The sequence below is a fragment of the Gilliamella sp. B14384G12 genome, assembly GCF_016101825.1.
In the GTDB taxonomy this organism is placed as follows: domain Bacteria; phylum Pseudomonadota; class Gammaproteobacteria; order Enterobacterales; family Orbaceae; genus Gilliamella; species Gilliamella apicola_N.
Genome location: NZ_JACFPU010000001.1, coordinates 60,458 through 85,008, shown reverse-complemented (window position 1 = coordinate 85,008; position 24,551 = coordinate 60,458). Strand labels below are relative to the sequence as shown.

Sequence of the window (24,551 nt, the reverse complement as noted above, 5' to 3'; positions counted from 1 at the left end):
AATAAGTGATTTTAATTAGAAGCCATTTCTGCAGTTGATTCTGGCTGTTTTAGAACTGCATAACCAACACCAGCCACAAAAGAACCAATTAAAATGGATAATAAATAACCACCAACAGGTTTAACAACGCCTGGGATAGCTAAAGCGAATAATCCACCATGTGGAGTCATAAGTTGTGAACCAAATGCTAACGCTAAACCACCTGTAATTGCCCCACCAATAATACAACAAGGGATAACACGTAATGGATCTCGAGCAGCGAAAGGAATAGCCCCTTCAGAGATAAAGCATAAACCTAATACTAATGAAGCCTTACCACTTTCTTGTTCAGCTTTAGCAAATTTTTTACGAGCAATTAATGTAGCAATACCCATAGCCAAAGGAGGAACCATTCCGCCAGCCATAACCGCTGCCATCGGTGCGTATACTTGGGCCGAAATTAAGCCTGTACCAAATGCATAAGCAACTTTATTGATTGGTCCCCCCATATCAGTGCACATCATACCACCTAAAACTGCACCTAACAGAACTGCATTGGCTGTTCCCATTGATTTCAACCACTCAGTTAAAGCGCCCATTAGCCATGCGATCGGCGTACCAACAATAAACTGCATAACTAAGCCAGTAGCTAATGTCGCAAGTAATGGCACAATAAGAATTGGTTTTAATGCTTCAAGTGTTTTCGGTAATGGTAAATACTTAGCAATTAACATTGCTAAATAACCAGCAAAATAACCAATGACAATACCACCTAAGAAGCCCGCACCAGTAGAAACAGCAAGTAAACCACCTACAAGCCCTGGGGCTAAACCGGGTCTATCAGCAATAGAATAAGCAATATAACCAGCAAGTAAAGGTACCATCAGTGAGAATGCAAGCCCACCAATTTCTGCTAAATGAGATTCACCTACCAGTTTTTGTACGCCATCAACCATTTCAAATGAACCAAAAGCAAATGATAAAGCGATAATTAATCCACCTGCAACAACCATTGGTAACATGTAAGAGACACCAGTTAATAGATGCTGATAGAAACCTTTCTTCTCATTACTTGATTTTGCTGTTGAAGCAGAACTTGTTGGTTGATAGATTGTAGCTTCTTCAAAAGCTCTATCTAATTCTTGTGCAGTCTTTTTAAGAGCTGGACCGGTTTTAGTTCGGTACATCTTTTTACCTGCAAACTTACTTAAATTGACATCTATATCACATGCTACAATCACTACATCAGCAGAAGCCACCTCTTCTGGTGTTAATTCATTACCAACACCAACCGAACCACGCGTTTCAACTTTACACCACCACCCACGTTTTTTCGCTTCTTCTTCAATCGCTTCGGCTGCCATAAATGTATGAGCAACACCCGTTGGACAAGCGGTAACCGCAACAATACGTTTTACATCATTGCCTGATACAGAGCTTGTATTACTTTGTGTCGATTGTTCGAAAATAGAAGCTTTACTTTGTGCATCAATGAGTACTTGTTTAGGATCAGCAAAAATATCATTAAGATCACTAATAACATAAACCTTTTTACCGATAACTGTTTTATCACTGACATCACCTGAGCCAATAGCAACAGTTACGTCTGCAGATGCCACACTATCGACTATGTTTAAATTTAATGAATTAGCAGCTAAAACCAATTCGGCTTTAGCCAAACGTCCATTAACAGGGCCTGCATTACTACCCTCAATTATGTAAATATTCATGAATACTCCTATCCAGCAATGATTTCAATTTTATCCAACATATTGGTTACAGCCTGACGATCAGCAATACCAACTCCGGCTTGTCCAACAGATAACGCAGCAACACTTGAGGCGAAAACTAAAGTGTCTTTAATTGATTGATTGGTCATAAGTCCATACATTAATCCACCAACCATTGAATCACCTGCACCAACAGTACTTACTACCTGACATTTTGGTGGTTTTGCTAACCATGCTTCATGTTTAGTTACCCACAAAGCGCCTTTGCTACCGAGTGAAATGACAACGTTTTCTATACCTTCATTAATAAGTTCCATAGCCGCCGCTTTTATTTCAGCTAACGTTGATAATTTGCGTCCTACAAACATTTCAAGCTCTTTATCATTAGGTTTTATTAACCATGGCTTAGCTTTCAATCCTGCAACTAATGCATCGCGACTACTATCAAAGACAACTTTTGGACAAATTGTTTTAACTTGCTCCATCCACTTGGTGAATTTGTCGAGTGACACTCCTGCTGGTAAACTACCACTAATGGCGATCATATCAAAATCTTTTAACCATTCGAGAGAATCTGTAACAAAACGTTGCCAATCTTGTTCAGTAATAGTAAAACCAGAAAAATTTAGATCCGTTACTTCGCTATTTTCCTCAGTTAATTTAACATTAATGCGAGTACGACCCTCTACAGTTTGAAATTTATCTTCAACATTAAGTGAATTAAATAATAAATTAAAACCATCACGGTTTTCTTTACCTAAAAATCCTCCTAGGGTTAATTTAACATCTAAATCTGATAATACTTTGGCGACATTAATTCCTTTGCCAGCAGGTAGTAAAGCATTAGTTTGAACTAAGTTAACATCACCAAGCTCTACTTTGGGACAAAATCCTAAAAGGTCATAAGCAGGATTCAAAGTAATGGTTGCAACGCGATAATTCATTATTCAGTTCCCTCACCTAAGCCACTTTCAATCGCTTTTCCAATTGCATCTAGTGCTTGAGCAGCATCATCACCGACTGCTGTAAACTGTAATCGACTGCCTTTTTTAGCACCAAGGGCAACAATTTTCATTAAGCTTGTCGCACTAACTGGCTCTGCTTTACCATCAAGATTTGCAACAGTGACTTTACTTTTAAATTCTTTCACTAATTTAACTAATACCGATGATGGGCGAGTATGTAAACCATTTGCATTCGGAACAATAAATTCACGAGTTAATACTTGATTATTCGTATCTGAAGTTTGATTTGTAGAGGACAATTCAGTTTCAGGCTGATTTGAATCTGTAGATGGATGGTTAGAAACCAATAAATCAATAATTTTATCGATATTGGCTGACAATAAAAGATCTAATTTTTTATTAAATGCTAAAGAGGCCAAATTATTTACAACGTCGGCAATAGCATCATTAATCATCGACATGGTGATAAGCAATTTAACTGGTTTACCATCTTCATTTAAATCACTTATTGTACGACTGATCGCTATCGCGTTTTTTAAATTACCTTCTTTACTATCATTAAACCAAACTCCACAACCCAAATAGTTTGGTTTATTCTCCAGCACACAAGTAATAAAATTAGTATTTACTGCATTTTGTTGTTTTAAACGTGAAGCATTTAACGCTTGTAATGTTCCTAAACTATCAGCTGGAATATCCAATAATAATGAAGATTCATTTACACTAAATTGGCTATCTTCTACGCTTGGTTTACCAGTTAAAATAGCAATTGCTTCATCTGCTGATTTAATGTTTTTAATGCGTTCTTCAACACCATCAGCGCTAAGCACATGTGTTAATTGACGAAGTAACTCCAAATGCTCATCAGAGCTAGCTGCAATACCGATGGCTAGATAAGCCTTTTCGCCATCATCACCCCATTCAACTCCGTTAGGAAAGCAAAAAACTTGCACACCTGTTTTTTTAACTAAATGACGAGTTTTAGTTGTACCATGAGGGATAGCAAGACCAATACCCAGATAAGTTGCTGCTTGATCTTCGCGTTCGAGCATTCCATCTACATATCCTTCCTCAACAAATCCTGCACTGGTTAAAGCAGCAGCTACTTTTTTTATCGCCTCAGTTTTGTTAGGGGCTTGTTCATTTAAATGGATATCTTCTTTAACTAAATGAAACATATAATAAATACCTCTGGGTTGCTATATTAAATCATCTAACATAATTCATATTATTTGCTTAAATAACGTTATTGAATCGTTTCAGCAATAATGACGAGAATTATATTAATTATCAAATAAATTATCTCTATTAATAGAAAATATGTGATCTGGATCTTCTTTTTGTATAAAAATTAACTAAATATTTTGTTAAAAAAACAATATGTTTTTTATAAAGTTCGATTCCGACTTAAACTACCACGGTAAATGAGTCGTCTTGGAATAACTGTGATTCCTGGTTGATAACTTTCATTTTGCAAACAATTTAATAACATTTTTATTGTCATTTTAGCAACTTCTTTATGATCTTGACAAAGAGATATAACTTTACAAGGTAAAAAATCCAATAATTCATTATCACCAAACGTAGCAATAGTTAATGTTTCAGGTAAATTACCGAACTTTCTTAAGATTGCGTCAATAGCCCCTTGAAGCAAAGAAAAGGATGTAGTAAAAATGCCGTCTGGTAATTCATGATTTTCTAACCATTGACTAAAAGCGATATCAGCGTCATGACGACTATAATTAGTTGCATATAAAAAATCAACTTTATTACTATTATCATGGTGATAATTATCAAGTCTAATATCGTTAAATCCATCTAGACGAAGTTGACTAACTGATAAATTAGGTGAGGCACCAAGATAAACCATCGCCCCCTGAACAACATCATTAAAAGCTTGAGCCAAGGTTTTAGAATCTTGTTTATCCGCCCCTACTATATTCCTAAATTTAGAAATGGGTAAGATTCTATCAAGAGCGAATAATGGAATTTTGGAATTTTGCCAATCATCATAAAAAGCATAGTCCTCGACAGAAACAAATGACGAGGAAATCACTAATGCATCAACTCGCCGTTGTTGAAGATGCTTAACGCACTCTTTTTCGATTTGGGGATCATCTTCTGAACATGAAAGTAGCACTTGATAACCTTCTTTTCTTATCAATTGCTCTAAATAATTGGCAATCCGAGTATAACTAATATTTTCTAAATCAGGAATAATAATGCCAATAGTATGGGTTTTACCCGCTCTTAATCCTGCAGCAACCGCATTGGGCTGATAATCATGCTCTTTAACAACTGACATTACTTTTTCAATTGTTTGATCACTAACGCGATATTTTTTTGCTTTTCCATTTATAACATAACTAGCCGTTGTTTTTGAAACGCCAGCTATCAGTGCGATTTCCTCTAATTTCATTATTATTATCTCGGCAAAAGTATTGTCATTTATTTAACATGAATCAGAGAAAATAGTAAACAATCGTTTCTCTATTTGATTGAACATATTTAATATTTTTATTACTCACAGTTAAATATCTATTAATAATAGATTGCAATATTTTGATCATGAACTTTTTCTATCTGAACAGGAGTATCGAAAATATCTTCTAAAATAGTAGAGTCCATTATCTGATCTGGATTTCCTTGATAAATTAATTCTCCATTTTTCATTGCTAGAATATAGTTGGAATAGACCGAAGCAAAATTAATATCGTGAATGACAATAACAATCGTTTTACCCAATTCATCAGCAGCTCGACGTAACTGTTTCATCATTGCAACAGCATGCTTCATATCAAGGTTATTTAATGGTTCATCAAGTAATACATATTCTGTGTCTTGACAAAGTACCATTGCAACATAAGCACGTTGACGTTGCCCACCAGAAAGCTCATCTAAAAATCGATCTTTATATTCAGTCAAATTCAAAAATTCAAGAGCCCGATTAATATGTACTAAATCATCTTTATTTAATCGCCCTTTGCTATAAGGATAACGGCCAAATCCAACTAACTCAAAAACAGTAAGTCTGCTGGTAAAACGATTTTCTTGCCTTAATACTGAAAGATAGGTTGCAAGTTTATCGCTTGGCGTATTAACAACATCCATATTTTGAATTTTTACTAGCCCCTCATCAGCAAGCAATAAACGACTAATAATTGATAATAGTGTTGATTTACCTGCACCATTTGGACCAATAATCGCTGTAATACCACCTTGTGATATTGTTGCACTCACATTTTTTAATACCTGTATAGTTTGATATTTTTTACTAATATTATCAATTTCTATCACATTGGAACCTTTTTCAATAATAAGAAGATAAACAATGAACCACCAATAAATTCAATTACAATAGATAATGCACCTACCATGTTTAAGACATGTTCTAAAAACATCTGTCCACCAACAAGAAAAATTACACCTAATAAAAAAGCTGTTGGTAATAAAAAACGATGCTGGCTTGAACCACTAATGCTATAAGCTAAATTGGCAATAAGCAGGCCAAGAAAAGTAAAAGGACCAACTAGTGCCGTTGATATTGCAACTAATACCGAAACAAGTAATAAAATAATGGTGACACTTTTTTGATAATCGACGCCCAAATTGATGGCATTATCACGCCCTAACGCTAATACATCGAACCTAAACCGCATCCGCCATAAAAAAAGCCCTATAACTGTGGCAATAATTAATGAAAAGATAATTAACATAGGTTCAGCTCGAGTAAATGTTGCAAAAATTCGGCTTTGCAATACAGCAAATTCAGTTGGTGTCATTAACCTCTGTAACAAATTAGAAAAACTACGAAATAGCGTGCCTAAAATGATCCCAATTAATAAAACTAAATGAAGATTCTGTTTGAGCTTGGTAAATAATCCTCGATACAAAAATAGAGAAAATAAAATTAATAACAATGATTCAAAAATAAATTTACCAATAATTCCAATATAAGGAATACCTTGAGCATCAATAAAAAAGACGACCACCGTTTGAATCAATACAAACAAAGATTCAAATCCCATTATAGAGGGTGTCAAAATTCGATTATTAGTAACAGTTTGGAAAAGCAGAGTCGAAGTTGCTGCAGAAAAAGCCACTAAAATCATGGTTAAGACAATCCAAGCCCGATGACTTAAAATATAACTAATATTACCTTTTAAATTAAATGTCATAAAAAAAACAATACAAAAAACGGCAATACCTAGTAATAATAATATTGTTTTTCGACTTGAAATAAGGCGTTTTTGATTAACTAGCATGACGTTTTTTACTCAACAACACTAAAAAAATAATAGCCCCTACCACACCAAGAATAACACTAACGGGAATTTCAAACGGATAGCGAATAACTCGCCCGATAATATCGCAAAATAAAACCAATCCACTTCCGAATAAACATATCCAAGGTATGGTTTTACGAACGTTATCACCAAATATCAAACTGACAATGTTAGGTACAATTAATCCTAAAAATGGCAATACTCCAACAACGACAACGACGATGCCACCAATAAGAGCTATAACAATAAGTCCAGTTAGCATGACTTGGTTATAATTAAGCCCGACATTGACAGAAAAATCACGCCCTAATCCCGCAACGGTAAAACGATCTGCGCTCCAACATGCAAGTAAGGTAATGCCCCCAACTAGCCACAATAGCTCGTAACGACCTTGTAAAATACCTGAAAAATCACCTGATTCCCAGCCTCCAAGTGATTGCAGTAAATCAAAATACATAGCAAAAAAAGTACAAATTGCACTAATCACTGCACCAAGCATTATCCCAACAAGAGGTACCATAAGTGCAGATTTAAAAATAATTTTGCGAGAAATAAACATGAATAATACAGTGCCGGCCATAGCAAATAAACTTGCTACCACCATTTTCATCATAACACTTGCGCCCGGAGCAAGTACCATCATCACTAATAACCCTAAACTAGCTGATTGAGTAGTACCTACTAGAGACGGTTCGACAAATCGATTTTGGGTAAGTAGTTGCATAATTAAACCGGCAACACTCATCGCGCTACCAGCTAAGAGTAAAGCCACCGTTCTAGGAACGCGGCTAACAAAAAATATTTGTCGCATATTACCGTCAGACCAAAGATCGACTAACGTTACATGCCCTGCACCAATAAACAAACTTAATGCAGTCATTGCTAATAAAAAAACAATGCCTGCAATAAAATAAACTGTTTTAGTCATGGTTTATTTAGTTTGCTGATGTTTTTTCTAAAACATCACTTATTTGGTCCATTAAACGACTATAAGTTTGGATACCGCCAGAAATATACATTGATGTAGAATCTAAATAAACAATATGGTTTTGTTGCCATGCATCCGTTTTCTGAATTAATTCATTATCTAAAACTTGCTGGGCTGATTGAGCTTCTTTATTACCAATTGCATTGTCTCTATCTAGAACAAATAACCATTGAGGATTAACGCTTAATACAAACTCAGAAGTTACTGCATTACCATGACGTCCCGCTTCTTGGAATATTGTTGCAGGTTTAAAACCTAGTACATCGAAAATAAAACCAAAACGCGATTTTGGTCCATAAGCAGACATTTTGCCACCATTAATCATAATAACTAAAGCGGTTCCTGCTGTGCTTGCTTTTGGATTTAACTGTTCAATTTTTTGGTTAAAATCGGCAAGTAATTTTTTTGCTTCTTCTTGTTTACCAAAAATGTTACCTAACTGTTCAGTACGCTCTGTTAAGCTAGCTAAGAAATTATTAGGATCTAGATCAAGTGAGATTGTTGGTGCAATATCACTTAATTTTTTATAGACATCATTTGCACGTCCACCAGCGATAATCACATCGGGTTGAAGTGTACTTAGCACTTCATAATTTGGCTCAAATAAAGTACCAACATTAGTATACGTTTTATCTGCATATTTTGATAAGAAATCTGGGAAATGTACATCTGATTGAGGAACTGCCGTGACAGGAATATTTAATGCATCGATAATATCTAATGTTGCGGTATTAAATACTACCACTTTTTTTGGATTTTCAGGTACCTCAGTTTTACCTTGGGAATGTTCAACAACGATTGATGTTTTATTAGCGGCTGGCGCATCTTTTTTATCGTCACAACCAACCAATGCAAATAAAGCGGCTAGTAATACTAAAAATTTAACTTTGATAGATGAATACATTGTAACTCCTAATTATTAGCTTAGTTCAAAAGCGCATAAATGATAAATAAAATAATAATAATTATCATTTGCACCAAATTGTAACTAAAAATAAATAAGTGTTCAATGAACTTTAAACAAACAGCAAAATAATACCAAAAAAATTGATAAAAACAGTAATTTTTAAAGTTGAAACAATGAGTTTTTATAAAAACCGCATATATTATTAATAATTACTTATCATCAGATAACTCTTTAAGCTTTCTCGTCAACGTATTACGTCCCCAACCTAATAAATGTGCAGCATCTTGTTTATGTCCACGAGTAAAATTCAAAGCACAATTTAATAAAATACGCTCAACATCAGTAACTGCCTCTGTTAAAATGCCAACCTTGCCAGCAAGTAAGGCTTCTTTAGCCCAATGTTCGAGCTGATATTGCCAATCAATATTTTTTTGTACTTGATTACTCTGTTGAATGCTAACTTCCTGACTTGTGACGTTTTTAGGTACAGTTAATTGCAATAACTCTGGCGGTAAATCTTGTACAAGTATTTCTTTACTTGAAGACATAACTGTAACCCAACGGCAAGTGTTCTCAAGTTGGCGAACATTACCTGGCCAATTAAACTGACATAATACATCTAAGGCTTCAACACTAAATACTTTACTTTCTACCCCTAATTCTTTTGCTGTAGTATTTAAAAAATGTGCTGCCAGTTTTGGAATATCTTGAGCCCTATCGCGTAGTGGGGGTAATAAAATACGAATTACATTTAGACGATGAAACAGATCCTCTCTAAATTTTCCTTCTCTGACTCTTGCTTCTAAATCTTGGTGAGTTGCAGCGATAATACGTACATCGACTTTGACGGGTGAATATCCCCCAATACGATAAAACTGCCCATCAGCTAATACTCTTAATAATCTGGTTTGCACATCAAGAGGCATATCACCAATTTCATCTAAAAATAACGTTCCACCATTAGCTTGTTCAAATCGTCCATGACGAATTTGTGCTGCCCCAGTAAAGGCCCCTTTTTCATGCCCAAATAGTTCTGATTCAATGAGGTCTTTAGGAATAGCGGCCATATTAAGTGCAATAAATGGCGATTGTGATCGAGGACTGTGGGTATGCAGAGCTTTAGCGACCAGTTCTTTACCCGTTCCAGACTCTCCATTAATCAAAACACTTATTGATGATTTAGATAAACGACCAATAATGCGAAACACTTCTTGCATAGAAGGTGCTTCACCAATAATACCAGTGGACGCTTTAGCGGTGGTATTACTACTGTTTTTTTTACTTTGAGTTTGTAGTATAGCTCGCTCTACGAGTTGAATAACTTCATCAACATCAAAGGGTTTAGGAATATAATCATAAGCTCCTCTTTGATATGCATTCACTGCTGCATCAAGATCTGAATGAGCTGTCATAATAATAACAGGTAAGTCAGGATATTGTTCTTTAACATGGTGAAGTAATGTAAAGCCATCCAGCCCTGGCATTTTTATATCTGAGATTAAAACTGCCGGTTTTTGAGGATTAGTAACTAAAGCATCTATCGCTTCTTGGCCACTTGAAAAAGTAATACAGTTAAAATGAGCATTGGTTAATGCTTTCTCTAATACCCAACGAATAGAACTATCATCATCAACTATCCAAACATTCATTTTAATTTACCTCACTGCTTAATTGGCAGATAGACAGAAAATTCTGTATGCCCTGGCCAACTATTGAATTCAATTTTACCGTGATGTTGATCGACAATATTATGTGCAATCGAAAGTCCAATTCCAGTACCACCTTCATAACCACTTACCATTGGATAAAACAGTGTATCTTGTATATGAACAGGAACACCTGGTCCATTGTCTTCAATATCTATACGCGCGCATAGACGATAACGCTGCCCATGTAAAGTAACTTGAAACGCTGTTCTTGTTCTAATTGTTATCGTTCCGCTTTTAGTACCAATAGCTTGTAAAGCATTACGAGCAATATTTAAAATCACTTGCTCAATCTGCTCTGAATCATGAATGAATTCGGGCAAACTGGGATCATAATCACGTAAAATTACAACATTGATTGGCTTTTCCAGACAAAGCAGTGCATATATTCGTTCAATTGCTTTATGAATATTCTGTTCTTTTTGCTGCAATCGCTGTTGGGGGCCAAGTAACCTATCAACAAGATTCCTTAATCTATCTGCTTGTTCAATAATTACTTGCGTATAATCTTGCAATTCATTTTTAGGTAGTTCGCGTGATAATAACTGAGCGGCACCTCTAAGACCTCCAAGTGGATTTTTAATTTCATGAGCAAGCCCCCTAACTAATTCACGAGCTGCACTTTGTTGGGCTTGTTGTAATTGCTCTTGACTTAACCGCTTATGATTATTTAACGGCGCCATTTCGATCAATACATGACCGTTTGTTAGTAATTGTGCCGTTAACGATAAGATATGTAATTCATTGTTAACAACTAAATTAACTTCGTTATCCGTAAAACCTTGATTTTTTTCTAATGCACGCAGCATTAATTCAATATCTAAAGAAAAATAGCTCAATAAATCTGGGAAACAACTTTCTAATAATTTTTTGGAACTTTGCGCCAATAATTGTTGCGCAGCAGTATTAGCATAAAGAATATTGAGTTTTTTATCTAATAACAAAATACTTGTGATCATCGAATCGAGAACAAGATTAGCATCAGATTCATTATCAAATGTCATCGTTGGATTTCCGTCCCCTTTGGAAACCACCACTAACTAAATAGTGGTGATTAAGGCATAAAATGTTTACTTATAGACTATAGTACAATTCAAATTCAACTGGATGTGGCGTCATGCGAACACGATCAACATCTTGACGTTTTAAATCGATATAGGCATCAATAGTATCATTAGTAAATACGTTGCCACGAGTTAAGAATTCACGATCTGAATTTAATGCTTCTAATGCCTCTTCAAGTGAGCCTGCTACTTGTGGAATTAATTTAGATTCTTCTGGCGGTAAATCATATAAGTTCTTATCCATTGCATCACCTGGGTGAATTTTATTGATAATACCATCTAAACCAGCCATTAGCTGCGCTGCAAATGCTAAGTATGGATTCGCTGCCGGATCTGGGAAACGAACTTCAATACGACGAGCTTTAGGGCTTGTAACAACAGGAATACGAATTGATGCAGAACGGTTACGTGCTGAATAAGCAAGCATAACAGGCGCTTCATAACCTGGTACTAAACGTTTATAAGAGTTAGTGGCTGGGTTAGTAAATGCATTGATCGCTTTAGCATGTTTAATAATTCCACCAATATAAAACAGTGCCATTTCAGATAGACCCGCATATTTATCACCCGCAAAAAGATTTACGCCGTCTTTAGCAAGTGATTGGTGACAGTGCATACCTGAACCATTATCACCAAATATTGGTTTTGGCATAAACGTTGCTGTTTTACCATAGGCATGAGCAACATTTTGAACTACATATTTATAAATTTGAACTTCATCAGCTTTTTTAGTTAATGTGTTAAAACGGCAAGCAATTTCGTTCTGACCAGCTGTAGCTACTTCATGGTGATGAGCTTCAACAACTAAACCAAGTTGTTCCATAATTAAGCACATTTCAGAGCGAATATCTTGTGATGAATCAACTGGTGGAAGTGGAAAATAACCACCTTTTACACCAGGACGATGCCCTTTGTTACCTTCTTCATATTTAGTACCCGAATTCCAAGCTGCTTCAATATCATCGATATGAACAAAACTGCCTGACATCGGCGAACCAAAACGTACATCATCAAATAAAAAGAACTCTGGTTCTGGTCCAAAAATAACGGTGTCAGCAATACCAGATGATTTTAAGAAGTCTTCTGCACGTTTAGCTATTGAACGAGGATCACGATCATAGCCTTGCAATGTAGCTGGTTCTAAGACATCACAACGTATATTTAATGTCGTGTCTTCAAAAAATGGGTCAATAACAGCGCTTGATGCATCTGGCATTAATACCATATCTGATTCATTAATACCTTTCCAACCTGCAATTGATGAGCCATCAAACATCTTACCATCTTCAAAAAAATCAGTATCAATTTGACTAACAGGAATAGTAACGTGTTGTTCTTTACCTTTAGTATCAGTAAAACGTAAATCAACAAATTTCACATCATTATCTTTAATTAGCGTTAAAACTCTTTGTATAGACATGTATCTTCTCCATTGAGGACAAATAATTGTTCAGTTTAAAAGGCATTCTTGCCGAGTTGTATTCTATTATGCAAATATGATGCCATTTTTTGACCATACTATTTTAGTGGATTTATCTTCAATAATAGTAACATAAATATACAAATTGCACTAAATTAAAGCAACAAGCACCAAATCAACGCACCAAAATTAATCATCGACCTAAAATGATCGTTTTCAATGCCCTAAAATAGAAAAATTTTACTATATTAATCATTATTCAAAATTTATTTCTGATTTTTAAATTGACGTTTTTCTTAGTTTATTTATTTAGTTTATAGCCATCTAATCACCAAACAAAAAACATCATGAATTATAAAAATAATACGGAAATTAGATTTTGGATCAAATTACACAAATAAAATGGCCTCATAAAAAACATAAAATTAAAATAACCTATTTAAATTATGTATCACTCTAATCGAAAAATTAAATTAACATGGTTGCATGTAAATTAAGTTTTCTCTTTTAAGCACTGTATTTCAATGCATAATACCGTTATAATCTTGTCTTATTATTAAAAAATTAGGTAATTATATAAGTATGGACTTTATAACACTCGAAATTCTACCTTTTGTAAAAAATCATCTTTTGCTTTCATTAGGTTGGATTGCGCTATTTATCACAATTATCGTATTAACGATTAAAGGTAAATTATCAAAGGTTAAAATTATTGATAATGCTCAAGCGATCCATATGATTAACAGAGAAAATGCAGTTATTATTGATATTAGAACTGCAGATAGTTTTAAAAAGGGGCATATCACTGACGCTCATAATATTTTGCCTATCGATATTAAAAATTCCAGTTCAAAATTAATTGAAAAATTTAAAGAAAACACCATAATTTTGGTTGACGAAAATGGTTTATCATCTGCTAGCATTGGTGAAACACTTATCAAACAAGGCTTTTTAAATGTGTCTGTGTTAAAAGATGGCATTGCTGGCTGGAATGGCGAAAATTTACCACTTGTAAAAAAATAATATTATTCAAAAATAAGGTTTTATCATGACAGAACAAAATAATACCCAACAACCTGAAACACAATTCGCAATTCAACGTATTTACACTAAAGATGTTTCATTTGAAACTAATAATGTACCTGAAATTTTTACTAAACAGTGGCAACCAGATATGAATTTAGAATTAAATTCATCTTCGCAAACCTTAAATGAAGGCGTTTATGAAGTTGCACTACGTGTTACTGTAACGGTAAAACAGCAAGAAGAAATTGTATATATTTGTGAAGTGACTCAAGCAGGTATTTTTTCACTTATCGGATTTGATGAAAGCCAAGTTCAACATTGTGTTGGCTCTTATTGTCCAAATATTTTGTTCCCTTACGCACGTGAAGTAATTTCAAGTTTAGTAAATAAAGGTTCATTCCCACAAGTGAATTTAGAACCCGTAAATTTTGAAGCGTTGTATATGAATTATATTCAGCAACAAGCTGAAGCTGAATCTACTGAAACATTGCAATAGTTATATTATTTGAATTAATAAAAAGTTTTGGATTATTATGAAAAAAAATGCTGCTGTGACAGTTATTGGAGCGGGTTCTTATGGAACGTCTTTAGCTATCTTATTAGCACGAAATGGTCACCCTACGTTATTGTGGGGACATAACTCAGATAAAATGACTGTTTTGCAGCATGACAGGCAAAATAAGCAGTTTTTGCCAGATATACCTTTTCCTGATCTGTTACAAATCGAAAGTAATTTACAAACCGCCGTATTAGCTGCACCTATTTTACTAATTGTCGTACCAAGTCATGCTTTTGCCAGCATCCTAAAACAAATTAAACCTTTCTTACGTAAAGATAGCAAAATTGTTTGGGCAACAAAAGGGCTTGAAGTTGATACAGGCAGATTGTTACAAGATGTAGCTAAAGAAATTCTAGGTGATAAAATTCCATTAGCGGTTATTTCTGGACCAACATTTGCCAAAGAGGTAGCTTCTGGTTCACCAACAGCAGTAACTGTCGCATCAACTAATGAACAATTTTTAACTGAATTACAAAATCTATTTCACTGTAGTAAAAGTTTTCGTGTTTACAGCAGTAAAGACTTTATTGGAGTACAACTTGGCGGGGCAATAAAAAATGTTATTGCTATTGGTGCAGGTCTGTCAGACGGTTTAGGCTTTGGTGCTAATGCCAGAACAGCGTTAATCACCCGGGGTCTTGCCGAAATGATGCGTTTAGGTGCAGTCTTAGGCGCTGATCCTGCAACTTTTATGGGAATGGCAGGACTTGGTGATCTCGTTTTAACTTGTACAGACAATCAATCCCGTAACCGTCGCTTTGGAATATTACTTGGTCAGAATAAATCTATTCAAGAGGCTCAAGATATTATTGCCCAAGTTGTCGAAGGTTGTAAAAATACCAAAGAAGTTTGGTCACTTGCACAAAAATACCATGTTGATATGCCTATCACTGAACAGATTTATAAAATTTTATATGAACATAAAGATCCTAAACAAGCAGCGATGGCATTGCTTGGACGTTCTCAAAAAGAAGAATTAAAAAGTTAGTTTTTTACTTAAACGTATAGTTAACCTGAAACTTTTTTACAAATTTCAGGTTGTTACTTTATTAGATATTTACGCCAATACCTTTTTCTTTTGCTTTAAGGTAAATATCATAACCAACATAGACATCAAGTACTGCTGTTCCAACTGTTTTAAATAAAGTAATTTGCTGCTCATTTTGGCGGCAAAGCTGTGGATTTAAAACTAAATCACCTAATTCTAAAAAATCATCTTTTGATACGAGTTTTTGTTCAATAGGATCAATGATATCACCCGCTTCGGCAAATACACCGTCTTTCGTATCAAGCACTCGAATATCGGCTTTTTCTACAATATTACTTGGAATCTCGTGCATATCTGGCATGTATGCACCTACTCCATTGATATGAGTTCCAGGCTTAACTAGATCACCATTAAAAGTCACTTCTTTTGATGTGGTGACAGAGGTAATGATATCCGCTTGATGAATATCTTCATCGAAATTTTCAGAAAAATACAGATTAGCAGAAAAATGTTCAAACCGTTTCTTCATTAACTCGGTAAATTGCTTACCTTTATTAGTATCCAGCCCAAAGATTGCCACATCGGTTAATGGACGAACGGTTAACATAGCCTCTAATTGTGAAGCAGCTTGTCCACCTGTGCCTATCAACACGGCTCGCTTAGAATCTTTACGAGCTAAAAGATCGGTTGCAGCACCTTGCACTGCGCCTGTTCTAAGTTGGGTTACAAAAGTACCATCCAACATGGCGCAAACTTCACCTGTTTGTGGGTCTATCATCATGACTTGAGCAGGTACAGATGGTTTACCTAATTTAGGATTATCTGGAAATACCGAAACTATTTTAATTCCTACAATATCGTTACCTTTTATATGAGCAGGCATGAACAAGCATTGTCCTTTTTGCATATCGAAATTGATACGTAATGGCACATCACTATTTCCTTGAGTATAAATTTTTAAGGCCTGTTTATCTGCAGCTATTGCCTCTGCCATGGTGTAGAATTTTTCAATATCTTTAGCTGTTAAAATTAGCATATTGATTCCTTATTGATCTTTTCTATTTATTTACCTTTTTAGTATCTATAATCTATTTTTAAAATCAAGCGACATTATCTTAACATATAACAATTTGTTTTATTTAATTTATTTTTTGTATTTTACATTTCTTGTATATTTTAATTATTTTCACTATTATTACATGGTGTAATTTTACACGATACTTGAGAAATGAGATGTTATTTAAAATATTAAAATTTTTTTTAAAGATGTTATTCCATGTAAAAGTTCATGGGAATCTTAACAATTTAAAACAAGACAGATTGCTTATCACACCGAATCACGTTTCTTTCCTTGATGGTATTCTAATCGGCGTTTTTTTACCAGTAAGACCTGTTTTTGCTATCTACGCAGGTTATATCAATCATTGGTTAGTACGTCTAGCCAAACATTATGTGGATTTTGTGCCAATGGATCCAATTAGTCCTATGGCCATTAAACGTTTAGTTCGCGAAATTGAAAAAGGTCGTCCAATTGTTATTTTTCCTGAAGGAAGAATTACAGTAACAGGTTCCTTAATGAAAGTTTATGATGGCGCTGCTTTTGTCGCAGCTCGATCACAAGCAACCATTGTACCTGTCTGGATTGAAGGTGCAGAGTTTACCATAACCAGTCGCTTGAAAGGATTATTTAAACGTCACTTATTCCCTAAAATAACGATTCATGTGCTTGAACCAACATCCATTCCTATGCCGGATGCACCCAAAGCTAGTGAAAGACGCTATATTGCCGGTGAAAAACTTCATCAAATAATGATGAATGCTCGTATGGGAAGTCGTCCTAAATTAACTCTTTTTGAAGCACTGCTTGAAGCTCAAGTACGCTACGGCGTAAAATCACGGATGGTACAAGATCCCACAACTAATGAAGCAACTTATCGCAATTTAATTAAACAAATTATTGGTATTAGCTGTATTCTTTCTAAATTTACTCAGAAAAAAGAACGCGTTGGAGTTCTATTACCTAATGCAACGATTACCGTTGCTACCATTTTTGGTTTATCGGTTAAAAACCGCATTCCAGCAATGCTCAACTATACCGCAGGAACAAAAGGTTTAACCTGCGCAATAACAGCTGCTGAAATCAAAACCATTATCACTTCACGTAAATTTATCCAAAAAGGAAAACTCGACTATTTACTTGAAGAAATCAAAGATGTTAAATGGTGTTTCTTAGAAGATTTACGCAGTAGTTTAACATTTACCGACAAACTTTACATTGCCGTTCACCAGTTTATACCACGTTTAGTTAAACAAGCTCAAACCAGTGATGACGAAGCGTTGGTATTATTTACATCCGGTTCTGAAGGTAATCCTAAAGGTGTTGTGCATAGCCATGCTAGCTTACTTGCTAATGTCGAGCAAATTCGAACCGTTATTGACCCAACACCCGCTGACCGCTTTATGTCTGCATTACCGCTATTCCACGCTTTTGGTATCACCGCTGGGCTATTTTTACCAATATTTTCCGGTAGCCGTACTTTCTTATATCCAAATCCTTTACATTATCGTATGGTGCCTGAAATAATTTATGACCAAAACTGTACCGTTTTATTTGGTACACCTACTTTTTTAGCCAATTATGCTCGTTATGCACACCCTTATGATTTTATGCGCCTACGTTATGTGGTCGCTGGTGCGGAAAAACTATCTGACGCAGTACGTGAGCAATGGAAAGATAAATATGGTATTCGTATTCTAGAGGGCTATGGTGTTACTGAATGCGGACCGGTTGTGTCACTGAATGTTCCAATGGCATTTAAAGCTGGCACAGTAGGCCGATTATTACCGGGTATGACCTCAAAATTAATCCCAATTCCAGGTATTTCTGATGGTGGAGAATTACTCGTTAAGGGACCTAATGTAATGAAAGGTTACTTACGAGTAGAAAACCCAGGTAAATTGGAAGAACCAACCGCAACCGATGAACAAGGTCAACCGGAAAAAGGTTGGTATGATACCGGCGACATTGTTTCTATTGATAAGCAAGGTTTTTTAACAATCAAAGGACGGTTAAAACGATTTGCTAAAATTGCTGGTGAAATGGTTTCATTAGAAAGTGTTGAAGCGCTTGCTAAAAAAGTCGATTCTGAAGCTATGCACGGTGCAACAGTAAAAAGTGATGCAGCAAAAGGGGAAGCAATTGTATTATTTACTACATCGCCTGAGTTAAATCGCGAACAACTTAATCAAGCAGCTCAAGAACTGGGTATTCCAGCATTAGCTATACCGCGTGATATTCGTGTTGTAAAAGAGTTACCACTTCTTGGTACAGGTAAAATTGATTTTATTACCTTGAGAAAAATGGCTGACCAATAACTTAAGGATATCATATGAAACAACTGTCACTATTAAGCAAAGGCATGGTTGCGACCATGCTAGCGCAGTTTTTTTCAGCCTTTGCTGATAATGCAATCTTCTTTGCCATATTGGCATTCATTAAAAATTTACATTATCCAGAATGGAGCCAGTCAGCATTACAGATTGGTTTTGTTGTGCCTTTTATTATACTTTCCCCTTTTGTCGGTCAATTTGCTGATAGTATGTCCAAAGGAAAAGTTATGATGATTTCAAACGGTATAAAATTATTAGGTGCCGGTTGTATCTGTTTAAACTTAAGTCCATTTGTAGGCTATTTTTTAGTTGGTATTGGTGCTGCAGCATATTCTCCAGCAAAATATGGAATTTTGGGAGAACTTACCAGTGGTGATAATTTAGTAAAAGCTAATGGATTAATTGAAGCATCAACGATTGCTGCTATTCTGCTTGGGTCATTAGCAGGCGGACATATTGCCGATCTTAATGTAACTGCGGCGTTATTTGCGTGTGTATTTATGTATGGACTTGCTGTAATTGCTAACATTTTTATTCCTAAATTACCTGCTGCAAGACAAAATATTCAATGGCAATTTTTAAGTATGGTCAAAGATTTTGCCAATACGGTTAAAATAATATTTACCAACAGGCAAGTACTGTTTACATTATTAGGCACAAGTTTATTTTGGGGCGCAGGTATTACTTTACGTTTTCTGTTGATCAGTTGGGTTCCTGTCGTTTTAGATATTCACGATAATGCCACACCAACCAACCTTAATGCTATTGTTGCTATTGGTATTGTAATTGGTGCTGGACTGGCTAGTACATTTATCTCAATAAATAACACATTACGTTGTATTCCAGCAGGAATTATGATGGGAATTATGGTAATTGCTTTTACATTACAAGGTAATATTATTTCATCTTATATTTTGTTAGTTGTCATTGGGGCTTTAGGTGGCTTCTTTTTAGTACCTTTAAATGCTTTTATTCAAAAAATAGGTAAAGAGTTAGTTGGCGCGGGCAGTGTGATTTCGGTACAAAACTTAAGTGAATACACGGCTATGATGGTTATGTTAGGGCTTTACACTTTAGCTGTTGCTATGGATTTACCTATTATAGCAATCGGTGTTGGTTTTGGCGGTTTATTTGCTGTTGTAATTTTATTGTTATGGCTAGGATTAAAAAAACATGCAAAAAATTAATCTTTCAGAGATGATAACCGAAAGTCGCAATCCTAATAGCGAACATATTGATAACTGTTCAACATTAGAGATACTTAAAATTATCAATAATGAAGATAAACAAGTGGCGTTAGCTGTTGAAAAGGAGCTTTATAATATAGCTCAAGCTGTTGATGCTATCAGCCAAGCTTTTTTAAAACAAGGTCGATTAATTTATCTTGGTGCCGGTACCTCTGGTCGATTGGGTATTTTAGATGCCAGTGAGTGCCCACCTACTTATGGCTCACCACCGCAGCAGGTCATAGGCTTAATAGCGGGCGGAACACCAGCTATTTTTAAAGCCGTTGAAAACGCTGAAGATAATCCTAATCAAGCTATCAATGATTTAGCCAATATTGATTTTGGCACTAACGATATTTTAGTCGGTATTGCAGCTAGTGGGCGCACACCTTATGTAATAGGTGGTATGCAATATGCTAAATCACTGGGAGCAACAGTTATTAGTTTATGTTGTAATCCTAAGGCACCAATGATTAAATTAGCAGACATCGCTATTACTCCAATTGTTGGAGCTGAAGTGATCACGGGTTCATCAAGAATGAAAGCTGGCACTGCACAAAAGTTAGTACTCAATATGCTAACTACCGCAAGCATGATCAAAATTGGCAAAGTTTACGGCAATTTAATGGTTGATGTTGAAGCAACGAATGCCAAGCTCATTGAACGACAAATATCAATCGTTATGCAAGCTACCGATTGCAATCGTGAAACAGCAATAGCTGCATTGAATAAATGCAATAAACATTGTAAAACAGCAATATTAATGATTCTTGCGGATATTGATGAGTTACAAGCAAAAAAAATATTGTTACAAAATAATGATTCTATTCGCAAAGCAATAAATAACCACCCTGCATAAATTGCTAAATAACACAAATTGGTATACCCAATTTGTGACTCAAGTCTAATTTTTCATTCACAGCATTTGAAATAACCATTTATAAAAACAATAATTTTGCTCTAATTTCAAATGTAACTATATTCATTAATTGATGGATTTTTTGAAAAACTAATTCAAATTTTATTTAAGTTTTATTTTATAAAAGGAAAATCTATGAAAAAATCATTACTAAAACTTAATATTGCCACGGTCTTAATTAGTCTATTAACTCTATCCCTCCCAACATTTGCGAGTAATCAAAATAATTTACATAACGTTGATAATCATCAAGCCAATATCAACCAAATTGCTGATGCCACTTTGGTTCAAACCCAATATGGTATGGTAAAAGGTCAATTTGATAAAATAAATAACGTTATTGTTTGGACGGGTATACCTTATGCCAAATCACCAACTGGTCAACTAAGGTGGAAAAAACCCATTGATCCTGAACCGTGGGAAGGCGTATTAGATGCAACCCAAGCCAGCAAAGTCGCATTTCAAATTAAAGAAAATAAAGTTATTGGCTCAGATGACAGTCTAAATCTCAATATATATCGACCTAATAATAAATCGAATAATTTACCAGTACTGGTTTATATTCACGGCGGAAATAATCAAAATGGTAGAGCGGAGGAAATGACAGGAAATACCATGGTAAATGACATTGACGGTATTTTTGTCTCAATTAATTATCGTTTAGGACCATTGGGATTCAATCCACTTCCAGCCTTACAAACTGGAGATAAACTTGAAGATTCTGGAAATTATGCTCTACTTGATATTGCAAAATCCTTAGATTGGATAAAAGATAATATAACTAATTTTGGTGGAGACGCTAATAACATAACCGTATCTGGTTTTTCTGCTGGTGGGCGAGATGTAATGGCAATGTTAATCTCACCTATTTTCAAAGACAAATTCCAAAAGGCAATATCTTTTAGTGGTGGCATGACTATTGCGGATAAACAAGATAGCATAAAAGTATTTGCTAAGGCTATCGCTCCTCTTGTTGTTGAAGATAAAATAAAACCAACCCAAGAAGAAGCTTATAATTGGCTATTAACCAATCACTCTGATGTAAGAAATTATCTTTATAGTTTATCTTCACAACGACTAGTATCACTTATGGGGAATGCTGGAATAAGAATGAGCGTATTTCCACATTTATACAATGATGGATATGTCATTCCTAAAGACGGTTTTAATACTCATGAATATAATTCTGTGCCATTGATTATGTTAACTGGCACCGGCGAATTTTCATTATTCGCCCAAACATCCCCTTATTTTAGTGATGCTTTCAACAATGGTTTACCAACAGGCAAGAAACTTAAAGAATTTAATTTTACCAATAAATATGGGGGGCGTTTATATGACCTATTTAATGTAGCAGATTCTGCGCAGAAAATGGCTCCCTTTTATAAAGCCAAAATTTATGGGGTAGAAATAGAATTTGGTCAAGACACCAATAGTGTTGGTTCCCAAATGGCATTATTTGGTGCTTTTCATGGAGTTTTCTTACCATTATTGGATGCTAATTCACAAAATTATGATGGTTTCATTGGTAATGCGTACAAAACTCAAGGCGCCAAACAATTAAGTATGACATTCAAAAAATACCTTAATAATTTTATTCATTCAGGTGATCCTAATGGAACTAATTTAGTTTATTGGAATAATTGGACCGCTGACCATAGTAAGGCAAATAATGCCTATTTATACATGAACGCAGATAAAGTAAAAGCCATTGCGTATATGGGAGGCAAAAAGTTTACCTACAGTGATGTACTTAATGAAATGGATGTTGATCAATCAATTAATCAAGAAACGAAAAATATCATCATTTCTGAAGTTTTAAACGGTCGCTGGTTTAGTGCTGAACTTGATCAAAGGTATAAAAATAAATCATTATGGATTAAATAAGTTAAGTAATCTTATGCACAATATATTCTGTATTATCATTTGATAACCATATATTGTGCCTAATAAAGATCATAAAAAAGTTTACAAATCGATAAAATAAAATTGAGTAACCAATAATCTAAATATTTTTTCAAAAAAATTATAGCAATTATCCAAACATCAAGAAATTCTTAATTTTAGGGAAAAAATAAATTATTTATTTTTGACTATTGTGATTTTTTTCGATTATAACGAGATGTTTTTTAATAACATAATCTATTATCTATGTCACAACTTTTAACAAATGCAATGATTTAATAATAAAATTTATAATATAATAAATATATTCTTTGATGGAATAAATATATTCTTTAATGGAATAAATATGCAGTCAGATTTACACTAAAAAAAACTTTGCTTTTTTTGTGTGGTAAAAGAGTGACATTTTTTATTGTAGCAAATAACTGAATTAGTAATAATTTTTTAGAGTAATTTTATAACACATTTATATTATTCAATAATATAAAAATCCGGAGGAAATCATATGGTAGGAATTATCCTAGCTACTCATGGGGAGTTTGCTGAAGGTATTCTACAATCAGGATCGATGATCTTTGGAGAGCAAGAAGATGTTAAAGCCATTACCTTGCATCCTAGTGACAGTCCAGAAAGTTTAAAAGAACGAATGCAGGAAGCAATCGCAACATTTGACAATCAAGATGAAGTATTATTTTTAGTAGATTTATGGGGCGGCACACCTTTTAATCAGGCTAATAATTTGTGTGGCGAACACAGTAATTGGGCGATCGTTGCAGGTTTAAATCTTCCAATGCTTATTGAAGCTTACTCTTCACGTTTTTCAATGGAGACCGCCAAAGAAATTGCTGCCGCAATTATTGAGCCAGCAAGAGAAGGGGTCAAAGCAACTGTTGATGCACCAAATCAAAATGCACCAGCAACCCAAGTATCTAACACAATACCAGAAGGAACGGTACTTGGTGATGGCAAAATGAAAATTGTCTTAGCGCGAGTTGATTCACGATTATTACATGGACAAGTTGCAACTGCTTGGACTAAATCAACCAATCCTAATCGTATAATTGTGGTTTCTGATTCCGTCGCCAAAGATGAATTAAGAAAAAAACTTATTCAAGAAGCTGCACCTCCTGGAGTTAAAGCAAACGTTGTACCAATTAAAAAAATAATTGAAGTATCGCATGACCCTCGATTTGGCAATACTAAAGCCTTGCTCTTATTTGAAAACCCTCAAGATGTTTTACGTGCGATAGAAGGTGGTGTCGATATTGATGTTCTTAATATTGGCTCAATGGCACATTCTGTTGGTAAAGTCATGGTTAACAAAGTACTTTCAATGAATGCTGATGATGTTGATGCATTTGAAAAATTGAAAGCCAAAAACGTTAAATTTGATGTTCGCAAAGTACCAAATGATTCCAATAGTAATATGGATGATTTATTGAAAAAAGCGAAAGAAGAATTAGATGAACAAAAAAATTAGTTTTATTTAAGGG

The 24,551-nt window shown here is 34.8% G+C and carries 19 protein-coding genes and 2 pseudogenes; 9 read left to right on the top strand and 12 right to left on the bottom strand.

Annotated elements, in window-relative coordinates; translation table 11 throughout:
* Window positions 1-11: 11 nt before the first annotated feature.
* From fruA to glnA, 11 genes are all read right to left on the bottom strand, one after another.
* Entirely contained in the window at window positions 12-1,709 is a 1,698-nt protein-coding gene (gene fruA / locus H3S73_RS00375; RefSeq protein WP_198235901.1) for a PTS fructose transporter subunit IIBC, read from the bottom strand.
* An 8-nt stretch (window positions 1,710-1,717) separates the two neighbouring features.
* Window positions 1,718-2,653: a 1-phosphofructokinase gene (fruK, locus tag H3S73_RS00370; protein ID WP_086327083.1), complete on the bottom strand. Its 936-nt coding sequence runs from the start codon at window positions 2,651-2,653 to the stop codon at window positions 1,718-1,720.
* Window positions 2,653-3,852, bottom strand: coding sequence for a fused PTS fructose transporter subunit IIA/HPr protein (fruB, locus tag H3S73_RS00365; protein ID WP_198235902.1), 1,200 nt, complete (start codon window positions 3,850-3,852; stop codon window positions 2,653-2,655). The genes fruK and fruB overlap by 1 nt, the downstream gene beginning before the upstream one ends.
* A gap of 209 nt (window positions 3,853-4,061) precedes the next feature.
* Window positions 4,062-5,093 (bottom strand): catabolite repressor/activator, encoded by a 1,032-nt coding sequence (gene cra, locus H3S73_RS00360; protein WP_198235903.1) that lies wholly within the window; start codon window positions 5,091-5,093, stop codon window positions 4,062-4,064.
* Window positions 5,094-5,215: 122 nt separating this feature from the next.
* Window positions 5,216-5,971 (bottom strand): ABC transporter ATP-binding protein, encoded by a 756-nt coding sequence (locus tag H3S73_RS00355; RefSeq protein ID WP_065602458.1) that lies wholly within the window; start codon window positions 5,969-5,971, stop codon window positions 5,216-5,218.
* A complete protein-coding gene (locus H3S73_RS00350; RefSeq protein WP_198228659.1) occupies window positions 5,968-6,939 on the bottom strand; it encodes an iron chelate uptake ABC transporter family permease subunit in 972 nt (323 codons plus the stop codon). The genes H3S73_RS00355 and H3S73_RS00350 overlap by 4 nt, the downstream gene beginning before the upstream one ends.
* On the bottom strand, window positions 6,929-7,888 hold the full coding sequence (locus H3S73_RS00345; protein WP_198228660.1) for an ABC transporter permease: 960 nt from the start codon (window positions 7,886-7,888) through the stop codon (window positions 6,929-6,931). Before H3S73_RS00345 ends, H3S73_RS00350 begins: the two co-directional genes overlap by 11 nt.
* A 7-nt stretch (window positions 7,889-7,895) precedes the next feature.
* Window positions 7,896-8,852, bottom strand: a complete 957-nt coding sequence (locus H3S73_RS00340; protein WP_198235904.1) for a siderophore ABC transporter substrate-binding protein — start codon at window positions 8,850-8,852, stop codon at window positions 7,896-7,898.
* A gap of 212 nt (window positions 8,853-9,064) precedes the next feature.
* Entirely contained in the window at window positions 9,065-10,504 is a 1,440-nt protein-coding gene (gene glnG, locus H3S73_RS00335) for a nitrogen regulation protein NR(I) (protein WP_198235905.1), read from the bottom strand.
* A gap of 11 nt (window positions 10,505-10,515) precedes the next feature.
* On the bottom strand, window positions 10,516-11,565 hold the full coding sequence (gene glnL / locus H3S73_RS00330) for a nitrogen regulation protein NR(II) (protein WP_039126637.1): 1,050 nt from the start codon (window positions 11,563-11,565) through the stop codon (window positions 10,516-10,518).
* Window positions 11,566-11,635: 70 nt separating this feature from the next.
* The gene (gene glnA, locus H3S73_RS00325) at window positions 11,636-13,045 is read right to left on the bottom strand and encodes a glutamate--ammonia ligase (RefSeq protein ID WP_065738486.1); all 1,410 of its coding nucleotides are present in this window, start codon (window positions 13,043-13,045) and stop codon (window positions 11,636-11,638) included.
* 582 nt (window positions 13,046-13,627) lie between these two features.
* On the opposite strand from glnA, the gene H3S73_RS00320 reads away from it, so the two are divergent.
* Genes H3S73_RS00320 through gpsA form a run of 3 tightly spaced genes read left to right on the top strand, consistent with a single transcriptional unit; the run spans window position 13,628 to window position 15,618 of the window.
* Window positions 13,628-14,068 carry a rhodanese-like domain-containing protein gene (locus H3S73_RS00320; RefSeq protein ID WP_039126642.1) on the top strand — a complete coding sequence of 147 codons (441 nt, stop codon included), beginning with the start codon at window positions 13,628-13,630 and terminating at the stop codon, window positions 14,066-14,068.
* A gap of 25 nt (window positions 14,069-14,093) precedes the next feature.
* Window positions 14,094-14,567 (top strand): protein-export chaperone SecB, encoded by a 474-nt coding sequence (secB, locus tag H3S73_RS00315; protein ID WP_039126645.1) that lies wholly within the window; start codon window positions 14,094-14,096, stop codon window positions 14,565-14,567.
* A 37-nt stretch (window positions 14,568-14,604) separates the two neighbouring features.
* Window positions 14,605-15,618: an NAD(P)H-dependent glycerol-3-phosphate dehydrogenase gene (gpsA, locus tag H3S73_RS00310; RefSeq protein WP_232352897.1), complete on the top strand. Its 1,014-nt coding sequence runs from the start codon at window positions 14,605-14,607 to the stop codon at window positions 15,616-15,618.
* A gap of 61 nt (window positions 15,619-15,679) precedes the next feature.
* Here the strand turns inward: gpsA and H3S73_RS00305 are convergent, their stop codons facing one another.
* Window positions 15,680-16,654 carry a hypothetical protein gene (locus H3S73_RS00305; protein ID WP_198235906.1) on the bottom strand — a complete coding sequence of 325 codons (975 nt, stop codon included), beginning with the start codon at window positions 16,652-16,654 and terminating at the stop codon, window positions 15,680-15,682.
* 197 nt (window positions 16,655-16,851) lie between these two features.
* Between H3S73_RS00305 and aas the strand changes: the two genes are divergently transcribed.
* The 6 genes and pseudogenes from aas to H3S73_RS13940 all read left to right on the top strand — a co-directional run.
* Entirely contained in the window at window positions 16,852-18,993 is a 2,142-nt protein-coding gene (gene aas / locus H3S73_RS00300; RefSeq protein WP_198235907.1) for a bifunctional acyl-ACP--phospholipid O-acyltransferase/long-chain-fatty-acid--ACP ligase, read from the top strand.
* 14 nt (window positions 18,994-19,007) lie between these two features.
* Entirely contained in the window at window positions 19,008-20,195 is a 1,188-nt protein-coding gene (gene lplT / locus H3S73_RS00295; protein WP_198235908.1) for a lysophospholipid transporter LplT, read from the top strand.
* A complete protein-coding gene (gene murQ / locus H3S73_RS00290) occupies window positions 20,182-21,093 on the top strand; it encodes an N-acetylmuramic acid 6-phosphate etherase (RefSeq protein WP_232352896.1) in 912 nt (303 codons plus the stop codon). The genes lplT and murQ overlap by 14 nt, the downstream gene beginning before the upstream one ends.
* Window positions 21,094-21,288: 195 nt before the next feature.
* Complete coding sequence (locus tag H3S73_RS00285; protein WP_198235909.1) at window positions 21,289-23,040, top strand: carboxylesterase family protein; 1,752 nt, start codon at window positions 21,289-21,291, stop codon at window positions 23,038-23,040.
* 523 nt (window positions 23,041-23,563) lie between these two features.
* Window positions 23,564-23,944 (top strand): annotated as a pseudogene (locus tag H3S73_RS13945) (PTS sugar transporter subunit IIA); the annotation flags it as partial.
* A 51-nt stretch (window positions 23,945-23,995) separates the two neighbouring features.
* Window positions 23,996-24,538 (top strand): annotated as a pseudogene (locus H3S73_RS13940) (PTS system mannose/fructose/N-acetylgalactosamine-transporter subunit IIB); the annotation flags it as partial.
* Window positions 24,539-24,551: the final 13 nt, after the last annotated feature.

Coding starts and splice junctions, on each gene's coding strand:
- glnL (WP_039126637.1), bottom strand. CDS start 11,565: ATGACATTTGATAATGAATCTGATGCTAATCTTGTTCTCGATTCGATG.
- H3S73_RS00340 (WP_198235904.1), bottom strand. CDS start 8,852: ATGTATTCATCTATCAAAGTTAAATTTTTAGTATTACTAGCCGCTTTA.
- H3S73_RS00305 (WP_198235906.1), bottom strand. CDS start 16,654: ATGCTAATTTTAACAGCTAAAGATATTGAAAAATTCTACACCATGGCA.
- murQ (WP_232352896.1), top strand. CDS start 20,182: ATGCAAAAAATTAATCTTTCAGAGATGATAACCGAAAGTCGCAATCCT.
- H3S73_RS00320 (WP_039126642.1), top strand. CDS start 13,628: ATGGACTTTATAACACTCGAAATTCTACCTTTTGTAAAAAATCATCTT.
- gpsA (WP_232352897.1), top strand. CDS start 14,605: ATGAAAAAAAATGCTGCTGTGACAGTTATTGGAGCGGGTTCTTATGGA.
- fruK (WP_086327083.1), bottom strand. CDS start 2,653: ATGAATTATCGCGTTGCAACCATTACTTTGAATCCTGCTTATGACCTT.
- secB (WP_039126645.1), top strand. CDS start 14,094: ATGACAGAACAAAATAATACCCAACAACCTGAAACACAATTCGCAATT.
- cra (WP_198235903.1), bottom strand. CDS start 5,093: ATGAAATTAGAGGAAATCGCACTGATAGCTGGCGTTTCAAAAACAACG.
- glnA (WP_065738486.1), bottom strand. CDS start 13,045: ATGTCTATACAAAGAGTTTTAACGCTAATTAAAGATAATGATGTGAAA.
- H3S73_RS00285 (WP_198235909.1), top strand. CDS start 21,289: ATGAAAAAATCATTACTAAAACTTAATATTGCCACGGTCTTAATTAGT.
- glnG (WP_198235905.1), bottom strand. CDS start 10,504: ATGAATGTTTGGATAGTTGATGATGATAGTTCTATTCGTTGGGTATTA.
- lplT (WP_198235908.1), top strand. CDS start 19,008: ATGAAACAACTGTCACTATTAAGCAAAGGCATGGTTGCGACCATGCTA.
- H3S73_RS00350 (WP_198228659.1), bottom strand. CDS start 6,939: ATGCTAGTTAATCAAAAACGCCTTATTTCAAGTCGAAAAACAATATTA.
- fruA (WP_198235901.1), bottom strand. CDS start 1,709: ATGAATATTTACATAATTGAGGGTAGTAATGCAGGCCCTGTTAATGGA.
- H3S73_RS00345 (WP_198228660.1), bottom strand. CDS start 7,888: ATGACTAAAACAGTTTATTTTATTGCAGGCATTGTTTTTTTATTAGCA.
- fruB (WP_198235902.1), bottom strand. CDS start 3,852: ATGTTTCATTTAGTTAAAGAAGATATCCATTTAAATGAACAAGCCCCT.
- aas (WP_198235907.1), top strand. CDS start 16,852: ATGTTATTTAAAATATTAAAATTTTTTTTAAAGATGTTATTCCATGTA.